Here is a 19,118-nt window from a genome sequence, read left to right on the forward strand (position 1 = left end):
TGAGGTGGGGCGGCGTCGGGAGGCGCTCGCGGCCGCAGAGGAGGCAGTGGCCCTGTACCGGCAGTTGGTGGCGGCCGATCCCGGCGCCCGCACCCCCGAGCTCGCTGGGGCTCTCCAGAGCCTCGGGAGCCGGCTAAGCCATGCGGGGCGGTATCGGGAGGCGCCCGCGGCCGCCAAGGAGGCAGTAGTCCTGTTCCGGCAGTTGGTGGCGGCCGATCCAGACGCCCACACCCCCGGTCTCGCCAGAGCACTCCAGAATCTTGGGATCCGGTTGGGTGAGGTGGGGCGGCGTCGGGAGGCGCTCGCGGCCGCAGAGGAGGCAGTGGCCCTGTTCCGGGAGCTGATGGCGGCCGATCCAGACGCCCACACCCCCGACCTCGCCGCAGCTGTCCAGACTCTCGGTGTCGAGTTGGGTGAGGTCGCGCGGTATCGCGAGGCGCTCGCGGCCATCAAGGAGGCAGTGGCCCTGTTACGGCAATTGGTGACTGCCGATCCGGATGCTCACACCCGCAACCTGGCCGGAACACTCCAGAGTCTCGGGGTCCGGTTGGGTGAGGTGGCGCAGCATCGGGAGGCGCTCGCGGCCGCAGAGGAGGCAGTGGCCCTGTTCCGGGAGCTGGTGGCGGCCGATCCTGACGCGCACACCCCCGACCTGGCGGGAACGCTCCAGGCTCTCGGGATCCAGCTAGATGAGGCGGGGCAGCGTCGCGAGGCGCTCGCTGCCGCCAAGGAGGCAGTGGCCCTGTACCGGCAGTTGGTGGCGGCCGACCCCGACGCGCACACCCCGGAATACGCTAGAGCACTCGATAGTCTCGGGACCCGGTTGGAGAACATGGGGCAGCGTCGCGAGGCGCTCGTGGTTATGGAAGAGGCGGTAGCCCTCTTTGCGAGCCTCCACTCCGACTTGCCCAAGGCGTACGTCGATGAGTTGAGCGCTGCCCGCCGCCAGCGGGACAGACTGCGGACATCGTCTGCGAAGTAAGCACTGCATTGCTGCCCAGCGTGCGGACAACGGGCTCATGTAGACGCTGTTCAAAACTTGGGCTCGCCGGCCCATTCTGACAGCAGAGCCGGGTCGGGCACGGGAGCGGCGAGCATCGGTTCCGGCAGGGCCCATGTCATACCGCGATGCTTTCCATCACGATCTGCCGCCGTTCGAGTGCCGTGTCCGCCCGTCTCGGCGCGCGTGGCGGGAGCAGTGGTGCGAGCGTGGAGACAGCTGAATGCGTGCCCGGGCAGGTGTGTGTGCCGGGGGGAGGAGGTGGTCGACGCGTCCGGCAGCGACGTGCTGAAGCAGGGCGCCACGTGGAAGGTGGAGCCGGGCCTGGCGAACAAGCTCTGCTACTCCTTCGCATCGCGCCACTACCCGGGCGAGTACCTGCGCCACCGCGACTTCCGCGTCCGCCGCGAGGGCGGTGACGACTCGGTCGGGTACCGGGAGGACGCGACCTGGTGCCCGGTCCGGGGCAGCGGAGGCATCCGGCTCGTGGTGTCCGACTTCCCGGGAATGTACCTTCGGCACATCAACGCCGAGCTGTGGCTGGCCCAGTCGGGCGGCACGCACAGCTGGGACACCCCGGCCGCCTTTACCGAGGACACCAGCTGGGCGTTCGAGGCACCCTGGGACCGCCTATAGTCGACCGGGGGGCAGACGCACAACAGGGGTGGAAATGGCGGGGGTTCGCGGGGAACTGGTTCGTCCGTTGGCCGAAGTGCTCCGGGCGCATGCGGTACACGCGGGGGAGAGGACCGCCTTCCGGGACGTGCGGCGGGGGGTGACCTGGGCGCAGCTGGATCAGCGGACGGCCCGGATCGCGGGACACCTGGCACGGCTGGGCGTGCGGCGCGGGGACCGGGTGGTGTTCTGCCTGTCCAACCGCGTGGAGACGGTGGAGAGCTGCCTGGCCGCGGTGCGTGCGGGGGTCGTCGGCGTACCGATCGATCCCGGCGCGACCGACGACGAGATGGCCCATGTCCTCGGCGACAGCGGCGCGGTGGCGGTCGTGGTCGAGGCGTCGCTGCTGGAGCGGCTGGCGCGGGTGACGGCCGGGCGGCCGCCCCTGCGGGTGGCGGTGGTCGTCGGTGCACAGGCGCCGCCGTCCGGCGTTCTTGCGGGCGCGGTGTCGTACGAGGAACTCGCCGGGACCGATGCCGGCCGTCCGCCGTACGACGGTCTCGGCCTCGACGAACCGGCGTGGATCCTCTACACCTCAGGCACCACCGGCGCGCGCAAGGGTGTGGTGACGAGCCAGCGGGCCGGGCTGTGGTCGACGGCCGCCGCCTATGCACCCCTGTTCGGAATGTCCGACCAGGACCGGGTGCTGTGGCCACTGCCGATGCATCACGCCTACGCGTACTCGCTGTGCGTCCTCGGGGTGGTCGCCACGGGCGCGAGCGCCTACCTCCTGGACAGGGGCGTGGACGTCGTGGAGGCACTCGAACGGCAGCCGTTGCAGGGCCCGTTCACGATGGTGGCCGGGGTGCCGGCCACCTACCACCTGCTGGTGAGCGCCCTGCGCGACGCACCACGGGCACCGGGCGGGCTGCGGCTGTGCGTCACCGCCGGAGCCCCGTGCCCCGCGGAACTGCGCGCCTCCGTCGAGGAGTTGCTGGGGGCGCCGCTGTTGGACGGCTACGGCGCCACCGAGACCTGCGGCAAGATCGCGGTCGACCGGCTCGACGTGCCGGGGCCGGAGCGTACGCCGCGGCCGGTGCCCGGAGTCGAGGTCCGGGTGTCCGACCCGGTCTCCGGACATGAGGCCGCGGACGGCGACGAGGGCGAGATCTGGGTGCGCGGCCCCAGTCTGATGATCGGTTACCACAACCGCCCCGACAGTACGGCGCAGGTCTTTCGAGACGGCTGGTACCGCACCGGTGACCTCGGCCGCCGTGAGCCGGACGGCGGACTTCGGGTCACCGGCCGGGTGGGCGACCTGATCATCCGCGGCGGGCAGAACGTCAACCCGGTCGAGGTGGAGCAGGTCCTGCTGGCCTGTCGCGGTGTCGCGGACGCGGCGGTCGTCGGCAGGCCGCACGACGTACTGGGGGAGGTCCCGGTGGCCTTGGTCGTCGCGGGACCGGACGGCACCGACCTCGCCCGGCTGCGGACCGCGTGCCGGGAGCGGCTGTCCGCGTTCAAGGTGCCGGACGAGTTCCGGCTGAGCGGAACCGTACCCCGTACCGCCTCCGGCAAGGTCCGACGCACGGTCCTGGCCGCACAGTTGGCCGAGACACTGGCAGCCGAGAGGCGGGACGCCTCCGCCGGGCTGCGGGATCGCCTGCAGGCGCTGCCCGCCCCGGAGCGGCGCCACGCGGTGCTGAGCCTCGTCATGGACGCCACGGCCGAACTGTGCGGTGACGAGGACACCGAACCGGAGCCGGAGCAGGCCTTCACCGATCTGGGAGTCAGCTCGCTCCAGGGTGTGCTGCTGCGGGACCGGCTCGAAGCGGTCACCGGCCTGGACCTGCCCGCGACCCTGGTGTTCGACCGCCCGTCGCCGCACGCCGTGGCCGAGTTCCTGCACGACGCACTGCTCGGCGCACCGCCCGCGGCGGCACGCAGGGCCAGGCCCGGCACACCCGGCGTCACGCCGGCCCCCGACGAACCGGTGGCCGTCGTCGCCATGGCCTGCCGCTATCCGGGACTCGTGGACGACGCCTCCTCACCGGAAGAGCTGTGGCGACTGCTCGCCGACGGCACGGACGCCACGTCCGCGTTCCCTGCCGACCGGGGCTGGGATCTGGCCGGGCTGTTCGACCCCGATCCGGACCGGGCGGGCACCTCGGTCACCCGCCGCGGCGGCTTCCTGCGCCGGGCCGCCGACTTCGACGCGGCCTTCTTCGGCATGTCGCCCCGCGAGGCGCTGGCCACCGACCCGCAGCAGAGGCTGCTGCTGGAGACCGCCTGGGAGGTCGTGGAGCGGGCGGGCCTCGCCCCCGGCGCACTGCGCGGAAGCGACACCGGAGTCTTCGTCGGCGTGATGCACGGCGACTACGGCGGCCGTCTGCTGCACCGCGGAGGCCACGCGTACGAGGCGCACCTCGCGCTCGGCTCCGCGGGCAGTGTGGCCTCCGGGCGCATCGCCTACACCCTGGGTCTGGAGGGACCCGCGGTCACGGTGGACACCGCCTGCTCCTCCTCGCTGGTGGCGATGGACTGGGCGGCGCGGGCGCTGCGCTCGGGCCAGTGCTCGCTGGCCGTGGCCGGCGGAGCCACCGTCATGGCCAGCCCGGTGCCGTTCGTCGCGTTCAGCGGGCTGCGCGGCCTGGCGCCCGACGGGCGGTGCAAGCCCTTCTCGGCCGCGGCCGACGGGACGGCCTGGGGCGAGGGCGTGGGGCTGGTCCTGCTGGAGCGGCTCGCCGACGCCCGGCGTAACGGCCATCCGGTGCTGGCCGTCCTGCGCGGCTCCGCGGTCAACGGCGACGGCGCGTCCAACGGCCTGACCGCGCCCAGCGGCCCCGCCCAGGAGCGGGTGATCGCCGACGCCCTGGCCGCCGCCGGACTCACCCCGGCCGACATCGACGCCGTGGAGGCCCACGGCACCGGCACCCCGCTCGGCGACCCCATCGAAGCCCGGGCGCTCCTTGCGGTGTACGGACAGGACCGCCCGGCCGAGCGGCCGCTGTGGCTGGGATCGCTGAAGTCCAACATCGGACACACCCAGGCCGCGGCCGGTGTCGCCGGGGTCATCAAGACCGTGCTGGCGATGCGGCACGGCCTCCTGCCGCGCACCCTGCACGCCGATGAGCCGTCACCCGGCGTCGACTGGTCCTCGGGCGCCATGCGGCTGCTGACGCGGGAGCAGCAGTGGCGCCCCGCACCCGGGAGCCCCCGCCGCGCCGCGGTGTCCGCCTTCGGCATCGGCGGAACCAACGCCCACGTGATCCTGGAAGAAGCGGCCCTTGAGCCGGAGAGCTCCGCCCTCGGGAGTGCCGAGGCGGGGGAGGCTGCCACCCCGCGCATGCCGGTCCTGCTGTCCGGCGCGAGCCCTGGGAGTGCCGAGGCGGGGGAGGCCGCCACCCCGCGCATGCCGGTCCTGCTGTCCGGCGCGAGTGCCGAAGCGCTGCGTGCCCAGGCACGGCGTACGGCGGCACTGCTCAGGGAGCGGCCCGAACTGCCGCTCCGGGACGTGGCGTTCTCGTCGGCGGTCTCGCGCGCCGCGTTCCGGTACCGGGCGGCGGTGCCCGCCCAGGACCGTGCCGCCTTGCTGAGTGAACTGGACCGGCTCTCGGTTGACGGGACGGCAGTCGCGCCGCCCCCGGTTCGGACCGGCGGACGGCTGGCGCTGCTCTTCACCGGCCAGGGCGCCGGATGGGCGGGCCTGGGCAGGGAGTTGCACACCGCGTTCCCCGTGTTCGGCGACGCCTTCGACGCCCTGTGCGGCCGGTTCGACTCCGTCGGCGTGGGGGACCGGCCCCTGCGCGAGGCTCTGTGGCACGGCCCGGGAACCGCGGCTGCCGACGCGGGCAGCAGGACCGACGTCGCCCAGGCCGGCCTGTTCGCGTTCGAGGTCGCCCTGTTCCGGCTGCTCGAATCCTGGGGAGTGCGACCGGACTTCCTCGCCGGACACTCCGTCGGCGAGCTGGCCGCGGCGCATGCAGCCGGGATCCTCTCGGAACGAGACGCCGTCGAACTGGTCGCCGCCCGAGGGAGGTTGATGCAGCGACTCCCCGCGGGCGGTGCCATGGTCTCGCTGGACGCCACCGAGCAGGAGGTGACGACCGTACTGGCGGAGACACCCGCGTCGGCCGGGGCCGTGGCGGTCGCGGCGGTGAACGGCCCACGGTCGGTCGTCGTCTCGGGGGCCGAGGAAGCAGTCACAGCGGTGGCCGCACGTTTCGAGGCCCGCGGGCGTCGCACCGTACGCCTGCGTACCAGTCACGCCTTCCACTCGCCGCTGGTCGAACCAGCGCTCGTGGAGTTCGCCCGAGCCGCTTCACGGGCCACCTACCGTGCGCCCCGCATCCCTCTCGCCTCGGCACTGACCGGGCGACAGGCCACCGGAGACGACCTGCGCTCGGCGGCCTACTGGGTCCGTCACGCCCGCGAAACCGTGCGCTTCGCCGACGTCGTACGCCATCTGGTGCGCGCAGCGAGGGTGACCGCCTTCGCCGAGTTGGGACCCGGCGCGCATCTCACCTCGGCCGCGATCACGACGGTCGAGACCCCCGAGGACCTGGTGTTCACCCCGACGGTGCGGGCCGGCCACCCGGAGCCCGACGCTGTCCTGGCGGCACTGGCCCGACTCCATGTGCACGGCACGGCGGTCGACTGGGAGGCCGTGCACCGGGGACACACCGACCGGCGCGCCCAGCGCGTGGACCTGCCCACCTACCCCTTCCAACGGGAACGCTACTGGCTGGCCGAGCCGCCCCGCACCACACCGACCGCGGCACCGACGGCCGCACGCACCGCCTCCGGCCATCCGGTGCTGACCTCGACGACGAGCCTCCCGGACACCGGCCGGCTGCTGAGCACCGGCCACCTGTCGGAGGCCGAGCAGCCCTGGCTGCGCGACCACGTGGTCGGCGGACGCCTGCTGGTCCCCGCCGCCGCCCTCGCCGACATGGCCCTCCACACCGGCGGAATCTGCCGGCTGGAGGTCCTTGAGGAGCTGACACTGCTGCTCCCCCTCCAGCTGCCCGGCTCCGGCCGGCGCGTCGAGGTGCAGGTGGCGCTGGGCGAGCCGGACCCGTCCGGCCGCCGGACCGTCGACATCCACGCGCGCCCCGAGGACTCCGGTCCGGCCGGCACGTGGACCCGTCACGCCACCGGCCGGCTGGGACCGGCCGCCACCGACCCCGGCCCGACCCGCGGCTCACAGGAGTCCTGGCCGCCCTCGGACGCCGTGCCGGTCGACCTGACGGGGGCCTACGACCGGACGGCGAGCGCGGGCTACGCCTACGGCCCGGCGTTCCGCTGCGTGCGGGCCATGTGGCGGCAGGGAGACGACCTGCTCGCCGACGTACGTCTCCCCGACGACGCCATAGCAGAGGCACACCGGTACGCGGTCCATCCCGCACTGCTCGACGCCGCCGTGCACGCTCCGCTGCTGCTTCCCTCGGAACCGGGACAGCCCGGACCGACCACCCCGACCCGGCTGCCCTTCTCCTGGCGGGGCGTCAGCCGCCATGCCTCCGGCGTCACCGCTCTGCGGGTCCGGCTCCGTCCCACCGGGGAGGACACGGTCGCCGCGGATCTCGCCGACCCGGCAGGCAGGCCGGTGCTGCGGGTGGACGAGCTGATCACCCGGGCGGTCCCCGGCACCGCCGGCACCGAGGGACTCTTGCAGCCGTTGTACCGCCCGGTGTGGACCGCCGCCCCAGCCGGCTCGTCCGTGCCCGCGTTCGCGGTCGCGTCGCCGGACGACCTCGGCCTGTCCGCAGCGCTCTCCGGTGCCGAGACCGCGGCTTCCGCGTCCTCGGGGACCGCGGCACACCTCGCCGGCTCTGTCGAAGGCTCCGTCGAAGCGGTCTCCTCGGCCGTCGTCGTCTCCTTGACCTCGCCGGCCCCCTCCGCCAACCCGGCCGCCGACGCTCGCGATCTGGTCGCGCGCGCTCTGGACCTGTTGCACAAGCGGCTGCCCGTCCTGGCTCCGGGATCGCGTCTGGTTCTGGTGACCCGCGGCGCCACCGGGCGGAACCCGGACCTGCCCGCCGCCGCGGTCTGGGGGCTGGTGCGCAGCGCCCAGTCGGAGTATCCCGGCCGCCTCGCCCTCGTCGACGTCGACGGCCGCCCGGAGTCGCTGCGTCACCTGACGGCCGCGCTGGCAACGGGCGAACCCCAGCTCGCGCTCCACGCCGGCGAGGTGCTGGTGCCCCGGCTGACCCGGACGGCCACGACCCCGCCCACCCGTACGACGCCGTTCGCAGAGGACGGCACCGTGTTGATCACCGGCGGGACGGGGGCTCTCGGCACGCTGCTGGCCCGGCATCTGACGGAGCATCACAAGGTCCGCCGACTCGTGCTCACCAGCCGCACCGGCCCGAAGTCCCCCGCTGCACGCCGGCTGCGGGAGGAGATCGAGCGGGCCGGCGGCAGGGTCGACGTGGTCGCCTGCGACGCCGCCGACCGGACCGCGGCGGCCGAGGTCATCGACCGGTACGCCGCCGACCTGACCGCGGTGGTGCATGCGGCGGGTGTCCTGGACGACGGAGTGCTGGAGGGGCAGACACCCGAGCGGCTCGCAGCCGTCATGCGGCCGAAGGCGGACGCGGCCTGGCGCCTGCACGAGCTGACCAAGGACCTGCCCCTGTCGCAGTTCGTGCTCTTCTCCTCGGCGGCGGGCCTGCTCGGCAATCCCGGTCAGGCGGGCTACGCCGCAGCGAACGCGTTCCTCGACGCCCTCGCGCTGCACCGGACCGCCCTGGGACTGCCCGCACTCTCACTGGTGTGGGGGCCCTGGGCGGGAGCCGACGGCATGGCGGCCCGTACCGGCCGGACCGGCGACGGTGTGCTGCGCGCCGTCACCCCCGCCGAGGGCCTGGCACTGTTCGACGCCGCGTTGGCGGCGGGCGAGCCGGTGCTGGCTCCGCTGCCGCTGGACCTGAGGGCCGGTACGTCACGGCGGCCGGTTCCGCCCCCGCTGCGGGGGCTCCTACGGCCCTCCGGCTCCGCAGCGGCCCCGGACGGGGACCTCGACGGCCGGGGCCCGGCGGCCGACACCGCCGCGGCGGCGCACGACTCGCCCGGAGCGTGGCGGGAGCGGCTGTCCCGGCTCCCCGCCGACGACCGCGCCGACGCGCTGCTCACGCTGGTCCGGGAGGCGGTCGCCGATGTGCTCGGCCATGCCGGTGCGGGAGACGTGACGGCCGACCGTGCCTTCACGGAGCTGGGCCTCGACTCCCTGACCGCCGTTCTGCTGCGCAACCGGCTGAGCCTGCTCACCGGCCTGGAACTGCCCGCCACCCTCACGTTCGACCTGCCCACCACCGAACGACTGGCGGACCACCTGCTCGCCGGACTGCACGACGCGCTGCCCGACCGCGAGACAGCCGCCGGGGTGCCCCCGCGCCCTGCGACAACGCGGTCCCCGCAGACCCTTGCCTCCCTCTACCGCCGCGTCTGCGGGACCGGTGACGTCGTCTCGGCGATGCACCTGCTCGTCACCGCCTCGCTGGCCGTCCCCGGCTTCGGCCCCGAGGACGCCGCCGCGCATACCCTGCCCCCGCTCCCGTTGGCCGCGGGCGCGGACGACCGCTCACCCCTGGTGTGCTTCCCCGGCTTCTCCCCGGCCCTGGGCAGGCCCTGGTACGCCGAGTTGGCGCGCCACTTCGACGGGGAACGCGACGTGCTGGAAATGCGGCATCCCGGAGTCACCGCCGGCGAAGCGCTGCCCCGCGACTGGCAGACGCTGGTGGACCTGCACACGGCCACCCTGCGGGAGCGGCTGGGCGAGCGCCGGCCCGTCCTGCTGGGCTGGTCGATGGGCGGCTACCCGGCCCATGCGGTCGCCGCGCGGCTGGCGGCGACCGGCACCCCGCCCGCGGGCCTGGTCCTCCTCGACACCTACCACGTGACGCCCGAACGGGAGGCCGAGCCATGGCTGCTCGCCCTGCCCGCCCGTGCGGCCCTGGCCATGGGGGAGGGGTTCGACACCGCGGTGGAGGACATGGCGCTGGCCGCACTCGGCGCCTACACCCGGATGCTCCGCGGCCACCGCCCCGAACCGGCGGACGTATCCACACTCCTGGTGCGCGCCACCGAGCAGCTGCCGGAGATGCGCACCCACGGCGTCCGCGGGACAGAAAGGCACGAGTGGCGGTCCTCCTGGCCGCAGTTGTCCGACACCTTGGACGTCCCGGGCGACCACTGGACCCTCGCCGAAGCACACGCACCCACCACGGCACAGGCGCTCCGCGACTGGATCAGCGGGCTCGATCCCCTCACCGGCTGACGCGCTGTCTGCCACCTCGACCTCGCCCGACGCAGGGCGGAGCGCGCCGGACAGGCCCTAGACGGCCATGGCCTCCTGGAGCCAGCGGGTGACACGGTAGGGCAGCCACCAGACGAGGTCGTCGGCTCGCAGGACAAGGTGTTCGGCGTCGAGTTCCTCGATGATGTCGGCGGCGAAGTCCCCGGCGCGAGCGCCCCGGTCGAGTCGGGCGATGGCCGCCGGGTAACGGGGGTCGTCGGCGGTGAACCGGCGCAGATCGCCCCAGCGCCGGTCGCGGATCTGGAGGAAGCCGGGCCCCTGACGCCAGATCAGTTTGCAGAGGTAGTGGCGAGTTCGCCAGGCGTGCAGGGCGGTGTCGCCGTCGGCGAGGCCCGCGAGGGCGCGAGGCGGGTGCAGGTGGGACAGCACCTTCCACAGATGCTCTCCCCGGTCCTGGGGCAGGCGCAGTTCCCAGTCGACCTGTACGGCGCGTGCCGTTAGGTCGCGGATCAGGCACAGCTGGTCGATCGCTGCCCGGGCGGCTGCCCGCCCGGGCGCGGCGAGGTCGACAGGGGTGTCGAGTTCGGCGCGCCGCGTGCCCATGGCCCACAGCCGTTCGGCGTCGCCGGGATCCGTGGTGAGCGGGACGCGGCCCAGGGACATGCCCGGCAGTGTGCGGGCCTGCGGGTCGTGGTCGCGCCAGGCCAGGACGGCCGGGCTCGGTGTGCTGGCTGGCATGGGCGGTCCTTGTCGGTGTCCGGAGTCGGATCGGCAGGCGAGGCGGGGGCCGGGGGCGGGGGTCAGGGGAGCGCGGGAGCCGGTGCGGCATGGGCCGCCGGGACGGGTTCCCCGGCCTCTTCGATGGTGGGGCGGGCGTGTACGTGGCGCATGTAGTCCAGACGCAGGAGGTCCTGGTTGACGGAGGCGGGCGCTATGTGGACGTACTGGCCCGCGTCGGTGAAGGTCACGCCGAGCGCCGTCCAGTCGTCCAGCAGGGCCTGCACGTCCTCGGGTGTGCGGTCGGCGAAGGAGGGGGCGGAGGTTGCCTTGCGGTGCAGGGCCATGGGGGAGTGCGGCTGGTCCAGGAGGCGGAAGAGCGCGAGGGCGAACGGGTCGGTCAGGCGCAGGGTCCGCCAGTCGAAGGAGGGCCTACGGCTGACCAGGACGATCTCGTCCCCCAGGTCGGTGTGGGTGAGCCGGGCGTCGGTGTGGTGCTTCTTCCACGCGGCGATGGCGTCGTTCAGCCGGGTCACCGTGTCCTTGCCGATGCCGCGTTCGGGCGCCTGGAAGACGTAGGCCAGGTCGTGCAGCTCCTCCTCGGGCAGGTCGTACGTGAACAGGTAGTGCTCCTCGGGGCGGAGCCCCGTGAAGCCCAGTTCGGGACGGTTGAAGTAGGGGCTGAAGCGCTCGATGGCGATCCGGGCGGACAGGTCGACCGGCGGGTTCAGGTGTTCCAGCGCGGGCAGTTGGTCGATCACGGGGTCGTAGTCCGCGGCGGTCTCGCCGGGGAAGCCGTGCAGGTAGTTCCAGGAGACGGACAGTCCCGTCTCGGCCGCGTCCCGGAGCATGCGCACGTTCTGGCAGCCGCTGACTCCCTTGTCCATGAGGTCGAGCACCCTGCTGTTGAGGCTCTCGATACCGGGCTGGACGTAGATGAGCCCGGCGTCGGCGAGGACCTGGAGCTGCGGGCGGCGCATGTTCGCCTTGATCTCGATATGCATGCGCAGGTCGTAGCCGCTGTCGATGATCCGGGGCAGCACGGTGGACAGGTACCGCATGTCGAGGATGTTGTCGACGACGTACATGTCCAGCACGCGGTGGCGCTCCGCCAGGTCCATGATCTCCTGGTAGAAGGTGTCGGGGCTCTTGCTGCGGAACTGCATGAACGAGCCGTTCAGACCACAGAAAGTGCAGTGGTGCTTCTCGCCCCACCAGCAGCCGCGGGCGCCCTCGACCACCAGTTTCGGTTCCACCCAGTTGCGGGCGACGGACCCGGCGAGCCGTTCGAAGTAGCCGCTGTAGTCGGGCGGCAGGATCGCCGCCGGAGGCAGGGGACCGGTCGGCATCGGGTTGGCGGTGGATACGGCGCCGTCGGCGCGATGGCACAGCCCGGGGATGCCGGCGAACGCGGCGGCCCCCGATCCGTCCCGCAGCGCCCCGAGCAGGCGCGGGAAGGCGTCCTCGCCCTCACCGCGCACCACGAAGTCGACGAAGGGGAAGTTGCGGTGGACGGCCGCGCCCTGTTCGGCGTCGCAGTTGGCGCCGCCCATGACCGTCACGACGTCCGGGGCGAGTCGCTTGATGTGCCGGGCTGCGGCCAGGGCGGCGGTGTTCTGCTGGAACGTGGACGTCAGCCCCACGACATCGGGCGCCAGGTCGGCCACGCGCCGAGCGATCTCTTCGACGAACTCCGGTACAAGCTCGTGCAGTTGGCGTGTCATGCGCATGCGCGAGGAGCGGAGCCTGCCGGTCATCACCTCGGTGAACTCGGCGTCCTTCCAGGCCGGATCGTCGTACAGGGCACTGGAGAACACCCAGTCTCCGCAGCCGAGGAAGTAGGACGACAGCGCGTAGTACTCGTAGTCCTCCGCGGAGAACTCGGCGCGCCGGGTGATCCAGTCGGTGAACTCCAGGTTGGCGTGCAGAACCTCGCAGGTCGCGCCCGCGACGCGCTCGTCGACACTGCGTTTGAGGATGCCCAGGGCCAGGGAGGGCAGGTCGATGGGCGACCAGGGCATGTTGAGCAGGAGAACGCGCACGGTCGGCTCCTTGAGGCACGGCGTGGGACGGAACAGGAGGAACGGGGAGCCCGGCCGGTCCGCGTGCTCGGCGGGCCGGCCGGGCCGTTGTTCACTCCTCGTCGTCGCCGCCCTCGTCCGCGTTGCGGAACGGGATGGTGATGGTGATGCCGATGCCCGGCTTGCGGTTCTCCTCGTCGCCCGCGAGCGGGTCGTTGTGGATGATGTCCTTCTGCACGGTGTTCCTCCATCTGTGAGTGGGATGGTGCTGTGCACGCCCGGTCCCGCTGTTGCCTCAGCGGGACCGGGGTCCTCCCGCAGGTGCCGGGGGACGTCCGGGGGCGCCGAGCGCCGGGTCGGGCAACCGGTCGCGCAGGAAGCGCAGGGACCGGCGCAGGACGGCGACATGCGACGCGCCGTCGTAGCCGTCGTGCCCGGTGTCGAGCCACAGGGCTTTGTGCGGTACGTCCGCGGCGGCCAGTGCGGCGAGGTAGCTACGGATCTGCCCGGGCGGGCACTTGGCGTCACGGGTCGCACCGACCACGAGGAGCGGTGCCGTGACCGCGGCCGCGTAGGTGACGGGCGAGCTACTGGCGTAGCGATCCGGCACCTCGTCCGGAGTGCCGCCGAACAGCCGGACGTCCAGGGCCCGCAGCGCCGGTGTGGTGGCGCGGTGCGCGGCGACCCAGTCGCCGACCGGCTTGACGGCGATTCCGGCCTGCCACAGCCCGGGGCGGGAGCCGAGGGCGAGCAGCACCAGGTAGGCCCCCCAGGACACACCCCACAGGGCGCTCGCAGTACCCGCGACCAGGCCCCGGGAGACGAGGTCGCCGCGGACCGCGGCCAGGTCGTCCACCTGGGTGTGGCCGACTCCGGCGGGGAACGCACGCCGCCAGTGCGGCCCGTACCCGGTGGAGCCTCGGTAGTTGACGCGGACGACCGCGTACCCGGACGCCACCAGCGAGTGCACCGTGGCGTCGTAGGCGTCCCGGTCGTGGTCGGCCGGTCCGCCGTGGACCAGGAACACGGCGGGCGACGGCGCGCTGCCGGCCGGCTCCGGAAGGCTCAGCAGGGTGTGCACGCGTCCCGAATCCGTGGGCGTCCACAGGTCGGTGTGCCGGCCGGGGACCACGGCCCGGGGGCCGGGCGGCGGCAGGGCGATGCCGTCCATGGCGTGCAGGACGGGCGGATGAGCGGTGTCGGTCCACAGGTAGTCGACCGCTCCGCCGGCTCGGGGCGCCGCGTCCAGCACGCTTCCGGCGGGTGTGGGCACGACCGTCCGCCGCCGGGTGTCGAGGTCCACCCGGTGCAGCAGGGAGCGGCCGTGCCGGTCCTGACGCACCAGAACCTCGCGCGTGTCCGGACACCAGCGGGCGCTGATCTCCGTGTCGAAGGTGCACCATCGATGGCTCCGCAGCCCTTCCTGCGGCGTCCAGGTGGCCGGGGCGTAGCAGTCGCCGAGGTCCTGCACCAGCAGCAGCTCGCGGCGCCCGGCCCGGGGCGAGAAGCCCTGGCACCACAGCCCGGTGCCGGGCCGGCCGACGCCGGGCAGGGTGGCGACGGCCCGGCCGTCGGGCGTGACGACTTCGACGGCCGCCGCGTCGTCGGCCGACGACGCCAGAGCGATCAGAGTGCCGTCCGGTGTGATGCCGCCCAGCCGGCAGGGCCCGGAGGTGCGCAGCACCTCACGCGGGGCGCGGCCGCGCCGCCCCACCAGCACCACGGTCTCCCGCCTGTCGGCGACAGCGGCTGCGACCACCCCGCCCGCGGTCACGGCCAGGCCGCGCGGTTGCCCGGCCGGTGCACCGGGCAGGCCAGGCAGCCGCGGGCCGCCGTCGAAGTGCTGGAACCACCAGCGGCCACGCTCCGTCGCGTCCTCCTCGAACCACCACACGTAGCCGTCGGCGTCGATCGCGCAGTGGGCCGTACCGCCGGAGCTGTCGGTGACCTGGCGGGTCCTGCGGGCCGCCGCGTCCCACGTGAAGACCTCGCAGCGGCCCCCGGAGTCCGCGGTGAACACCATGCGGAGCGGGTCGGCCGAGCACACGTCGGGGAGGGCGGCCACGAACACCTGATAGGGACCCGTCATGTCCGGCCCCCCGGAGGCGAACCGGCCGAGCGGGCGTGCCCGGCCGCGGACATGGCCGGCCGCAGTACGGTCGGGGCCTTGCGCTGTGTGTGGAACGCGAGGAGGGCCAGGACGACCCCGCAGGTCATGGCGGGTGCCGGAGGGCCGCCCCAGGTCACCAGGGCGGCCGCTGCGGCGGGTGCCAGCGCGGCCGTCGCGGCGGTGGCGGACCCCAGTACGGCTCCGGTCCGGGACTGCAGGTCCTCGGGCACCGCGAGGATGGCCGCTCCGCCCAGGACGACGGTGACCACCGGCAGCACCAGGCACAGCGCGGAGAAGCAGAGTCCCCACAGCCACGGGCCGTCGGCCGCCGACAGCGCGGCACACGGCGGGAGCAGCAGCCAGGTGGCCGCCGTCAGCGACCGACGGGCGCCGAGCCGACGCACCACCCGCGCCGCCATCAGCGAACCGACCAGACCTGCTGCACCGGAGGCCGCCAGCACGGCTCCCGTGGCGGCGCCGCCCGCGCGAGTGCCCAGCACGAACACCGCGGTGTAGAACAGCAGAGCCAACACCCCGCTCGCCACGGACGACCACAGCAGAACCAGCCGCAGCACCGGGGAGCGGACCACCGCGGCGATGCCGGCCCGTAGCGTGCCGGGGGGAGCCGGTCGCGGGGTACGCGTCCTGCCGGTGCGCAGGACGGGCGAACTCCCACGTACGACGGCCGGGTCCAGGGGAGTACGGATGGCCCGCACCCCGACGGCTGCCACGACGTAGGAGAGTGCGTCGACGGCGAACGGCAGGAAGCGGCCCACGCCGAACAGGATGCCGCCCAGCGCCGGTCCCAGCACCAGCGCCATCTGATCGCCCGTCTGGACACCGGCCACGGCGCGCGGGAGGTCGTCGGATGTCGCCAGCCGGCGCAGGGCCCCGCGCGCCGCCGTCTCGTACGCCGTCGCGCACAGGCGCTCGGTGAACGCCAGACCCAGCAGGACCCACAGGGGCGGGTGCCGGAGGCAGGAGACGGCCAGGCCCGCCATCGCCAGCGACGCCAGCACCGCCGCGCCGGTCATGAGGCGGCGCCGATGCCCCCGGTCGGACGGTACGGCCATGACCGGTCCGAGGAGCACACCGGTGAGGGCAGCGGCGCTGGCGAACATGCCCGCGGTTCCCGGGCCGTGGCCCAGGCCCAGGAGTAACAGAGGGAACACCAGGCCGGAGGTCTGGCTGCCGAGTCCGTCGACGGCGTTGACGCACCACAGGACGGAGACGTCGCGCCGGCCGCCCGCGCGCGCTCCGGCGGCGGTCGGGAGGGAAGCGGTGACCGGAGCGGACGACCCGCCGGCGTCGGCATGCTGCGGTAATCGAGACGTGTCGATGTCCTCCACCCCCCCTGGATGTGCCGGCGTCCCCCTGGGGGAGGTCGCCCGGATCGCGCATGCGGAAGCGACTGCCGAACCGGAGATTCCGGCCGTCATGTGTGGAAAATGTGCGCAACATGCGAAGGCGAGCCGGAGCCTAATCACCCGGGCACGGCAGGAACAAGGGCCCTGAAGCCCCCGCGGGTGTGCTCGCCGTGTCGGATCTGGCCGACAGTCGACTGGCCGCACGGGGGTGCCGAAGCCCTCCGTGTCATGCCGTGGGCGGCGGGCACGGGCGGCGCGGCGGGCGCCACAGCGCTTCGCGATCGTGTACCGGGGAGACGGCCGCAACCCTTCCCGGGCTCCTCGGCCATGAGCCGTGGCGGCGGGGCCTGCCCGTCTCCACCGGCCCGGACGGGTGGTCGGCGGCGTCACGGAACCCGGCGTGGGTATGGGCGTTGCGCCGCGAAAAGGAGACGTTCCCTGCCAGGGGCACGTGCCCCCGTGTCCGCCCGCGTCGGTTCGGCGATCCGCGTGGCGCCCTCATGGGGCCCCGGTCCGGTACGGAGGCATCACATTGGCCGACAACACCCCCATCGCAACCCATACGGCAATCAAGCATTCCGCCTGCGGGCGGCAAAGAACACCCGCATGATCACATCCGCTCCGCCGGACGGGCCCCGGGCGAGCCACCGCCGGTGCCGGGCCGCTCCCCCCGCCTCCGCCGTGCGTAAGCTGCCCGCATCGATGACCCGTGACGAAAGGGACCCCCGTGACTTCTCGCCTCAATCCGTACATCAGCTTCCCTGGCAACGCACGACAGGCCATGGAGTTCTACAAGACCGTCCTCGGCGGCGAACTGGCCCTCAACACCTACGGGCAGTACGGCGGCGGCACCGGGCAGGACGACAAGGTCATGCACGCCATGCTCGAGACGAGCAGCGGCTTCACGTTGATGGGCGCCGACAACCCGCCGGGCATGCAGCACCAGCCCGGGAACAACTTCGCGGTGAGCCTGAGCGGCGACGACGCGGACGAACTCCGGGGCTACTGGGACAAGCTGTCCGACGGCGCCACCGTCGCCGTCCCCCTGGAGAAGCAGGCCTGGGGCGACGTCTTCGGCATGTGCACCGACCGCTTCGGCATCACGTGGATGGTCAACATCGGCTGAGCACAGCGCCGAGTCCCGTACGCAGCCCCGGTGCAGGGCGGACCGTCACGGGTAGACCAAGCCCTCGGTCGGGGAGGCCTCGTACCTGTCCTGGGTCTCTTTCTCGGCCTGTTCGGGGGTGCGGCCCTGGGCCAGGAGCTCGCGCCGGTAGTTCGCCTTGAGCACGCTGCTGCCTTCGGCTCCCGCGTTGACGGACCACGGGGTACGGCAGGCGAAGATCAGCAAAGAGCCGTACTTCGCCAGTGCCTCGGCCCGCTCGATGATGACGGGCAGCGGCGGCGTGCCGGCCGCCCTGGCCGCGGTGAACTCTTCAGCAGGTGTTTCGGACCACTGGAAGTCCAGCAGCACCGCCACGTCGCAGTGGTTCACGAGACCGACCACCAGATCGATCTGCTGCGTGAGTTCGGTGGCGTGGTGGGGCTGCACGTACGCGCCGGGAGCGTCTTTGGTGGGCTGCCTTCCGGAGGCGGCCATGGCGTCCGGCAACGACGCGTAGACCTCCGCTGAGGCGCCGATCCGCTTCAGGCTCTTCTCCTCCTGGACGGCGAAGCCGTAGGTCCGCTCCGTGTCGATGGCGATCGGGTGCTTGTCCTCGTAACCGTGCGAGAACCACGCCAGCATGTTGGAGTGCCGGGGACCGGAGGGGCTCCTGAGCATGGCGACGGTGCCCCGGCCGAGGCCCTCCACATGGAAGGCGACGGTGTCGAGCCGGGGCATCTGGGGCTCCCGGGCGCGCCAGAGGGCGTCCGCCTCGTCGACGGTGTTCTTCGCCTCCGCGTCGTACTCCTCCCGCGACTTCGGCCCTTGCGGCTGCGGGGGCGCCGAAGGCTGCCCCACCTCCTGGTCCATCAGCTCCCTGGTCACGTTGTTGTCGGCCAGCAGTTTCAGGGCGTCCGGGAGCTTCATGGCCGTGACGTTGCGCTGCCCGCCGCCGAGCCTCAGCAGCTGGCTCCACAGCCAGTTCTTCTGGGCGGGGACCAGCGCGGGGCCGTCGCCACCCCACTGCTGGTAGAGGTCCCGGCCGGTCTTCAGCACCATCCGCTGGACGGCACCACCTGCGGCCGACTGCGCCGCGGGCGCGGCGCCGGGCTCCGCGACGGCGGACCGCTGGACGCTTCCCGTCGGGCTCCGCCCGATCCGGACCGCGGTGTCCTCCGCCTCGTGCTCCAGGGTGTCGCCGGGGTGACTCACGCCTGAGGGAACCCGTCCCGCCCGCTGCTGCCGGACGTGCTGCAGTTCGTGGCGCATGGTGTGGTCGTCCATGTCGCCCGCGCTGCGGAAGACGATGTGGTTGGTCTTCGTGGTGTACGCCTTGGCCCCGACACTCTCGGCGGAGTCGCGGTCGACGTGGACCCGGACGTCGCTGAAGTCCTCGCCCCCGTAGTCGCTCTCCATCCTGCGCTGGACCTGCGCCGGGAGCGCGCTGCCCACGGTCCGCGTCACGGCGTCCACCCGGTCCAGGGCATCGCGCTGCACCGTCTGCTCGTCGACGAGCCGCTGCACGGCATCCCCGCCGACGAGGTCCGGCTCGTGCGACCGGGCGTCCGTTTCGCCGCACGCCGCCCCCTGCTGCTCGTGCTCCCGCGCGGCCAGTCGTGTGAACGCCCGGTTGCCGATGGCCCGTTGCAACGCCAGCGTCGCCTCCGGGGAGGCCTGCCCCGCGAGCCCGGCGGCAGTCAGCCGCGCCCCGAGCGCCGCCGGTACGCGGACGTCCTGCCGGGGACGCCCCTGCTGCTGGCGTGGCTCCGCTGAGCGCTGCTGCCGGTCGGTGTCGCGCATGGCCGCGTCTCCTCGTACGGATGGGGTGAACCGAACTGATCATGCTGGCGCCCCGGTGACACAGGCGAAAGGACAACGAGGGCAGTACCCGGGGCAGACCGGTCTGCCCCGATGCCCCCGACC

At 73.3% G+C, this 19,118-nt stretch carries 9 protein-coding genes and 1 pseudogene; 4 read left to right on the top strand and 6 right to left on the bottom strand.

Annotated elements, in window-relative coordinates; translation table 11 throughout:
- The 3 genes and pseudogenes from ABZ471_RS38515 to ABZ471_RS38525 all read left to right on the top strand — a co-directional run.
- On the top strand, nucleotides 1-982 hold a 982-nt coding region (locus ABZ471_RS38515), incomplete at its 5' end, for a tetratricopeptide repeat protein (RefSeq protein WP_359073288.1).
- Nucleotides 983-1,261: 279 nt separating this feature from the next.
- Nucleotides 1,262-1,636: pseudogene (locus ABZ471_RS38520) on the top strand (AbfB domain-containing protein); the annotation flags it as partial.
- Between the two features lie 139 nt (nucleotides 1,637-1,775).
- Nucleotides 1,776-9,896 carry a type I polyketide synthase gene (locus tag ABZ471_RS38525; protein WP_359073289.1) on the top strand — a complete coding sequence of 2,707 codons (8,121 nt, stop codon included), beginning with the start codon at nucleotides 1,776-1,778 and terminating at the stop codon, nucleotides 9,894-9,896.
- Between the two features lie 57 nt (nucleotides 9,897-9,953).
- On the opposite strand, the gene ABZ471_RS38530 is transcribed toward ABZ471_RS38525, so the two are convergent.
- The 5 genes from ABZ471_RS38530 to ABZ471_RS38550 all read right to left on the bottom strand — a co-directional run bounded on the left by ABZ471_RS38530 (nucleotide 9,954) and on the right by ABZ471_RS38550 (nucleotide 16,072).
- The gene (locus tag ABZ471_RS38530) at nucleotides 9,954-10,613 is read right to left on the bottom strand and encodes a DUF5825 family protein (protein WP_359073290.1); all 660 of its coding nucleotides are present in this window, start codon (nucleotides 10,611-10,613) and stop codon (nucleotides 9,954-9,956) included.
- Nucleotides 10,614-10,675: 62 nt separating this feature from the next.
- Entirely contained in the window at nucleotides 10,676-12,634 is a 1,959-nt protein-coding gene (locus ABZ471_RS38535) for a RiPP maturation radical SAM C-methyltransferase (protein ID WP_359073292.1), read from the bottom strand.
- A 91-nt stretch (nucleotides 12,635-12,725) separates the two neighbouring features.
- Nucleotides 12,726-12,851 (bottom strand): hypothetical protein, encoded by a 126-nt coding sequence (locus ABZ471_RS38540; protein WP_257785090.1) that lies wholly within the window; start codon nucleotides 12,849-12,851, stop codon nucleotides 12,726-12,728.
- A gap of 57 nt (nucleotides 12,852-12,908) precedes the next feature.
- Nucleotides 12,909-14,702, bottom strand: coding sequence for a prolyl oligopeptidase family serine peptidase (locus ABZ471_RS38545; protein WP_359073294.1), 1,794 nt, complete (start codon nucleotides 14,700-14,702; stop codon nucleotides 12,909-12,911).
- The gene (locus ABZ471_RS38550) at nucleotides 14,699-16,072 is read right to left on the bottom strand and encodes an MFS transporter (RefSeq protein ID WP_359073296.1); all 1,374 of its coding nucleotides are present in this window, start codon (nucleotides 16,070-16,072) and stop codon (nucleotides 14,699-14,701) included. The genes ABZ471_RS38545 and ABZ471_RS38550 overlap by 4 nt, the downstream gene beginning before the upstream one ends.
- A 745-nt stretch (nucleotides 16,073-16,817) precedes the next feature.
- Here ABZ471_RS38550 and ABZ471_RS38555 point away from each other — a divergent pair.
- Complete coding sequence (locus ABZ471_RS38555; RefSeq protein ID WP_359073298.1) at nucleotides 16,818-17,216, top strand: VOC family protein; 399 nt, start codon at nucleotides 16,818-16,820, stop codon at nucleotides 17,214-17,216.
- Between the two features lie 45 nt (nucleotides 17,217-17,261).
- Here ABZ471_RS38555 and ABZ471_RS38560 read toward each other — a convergent pair whose 3' ends face one another.
- Complete coding sequence (locus tag ABZ471_RS38560; protein ID WP_359073299.1) at nucleotides 17,262-18,995, bottom strand: DUF4157 domain-containing protein; 1,734 nt, start codon at nucleotides 18,993-18,995, stop codon at nucleotides 17,262-17,264.
- Between the last annotated feature and the right edge of the window lie 123 nt (nucleotides 18,996-19,118).

Origin of the sequence: Streptomyces sp. NPDC005728 (genome assembly GCF_040630895.1) — a bacterium.
Lineage (GTDB): Bacteria > Actinomycetota > Actinomycetes > Streptomycetales > Streptomycetaceae > Streptomyces.

Excerpts from the sequence above, each read along its gene's own strand:
- ABZ471_RS38530 (WP_359073290.1), bottom strand. The coding sequence starts at position 10,613 with ATGCCAGCCAGCACACCGAGCCCGGCCGTCCTGGCCTGGCGCGACCAC.
- ABZ471_RS38545 (WP_359073294.1), bottom strand. The coding sequence starts at position 14,702 with ATGACGGGTCCCTATCAGGTGTTCGTGGCCGCCCTCCCCGACGTGTGC.
- ABZ471_RS38560 (WP_359073299.1), bottom strand. The coding sequence starts at position 18,995 with ATGCGCGACACCGACCGGCAGCAGCGCTCAGCGGAGCCACGCCAGCAG.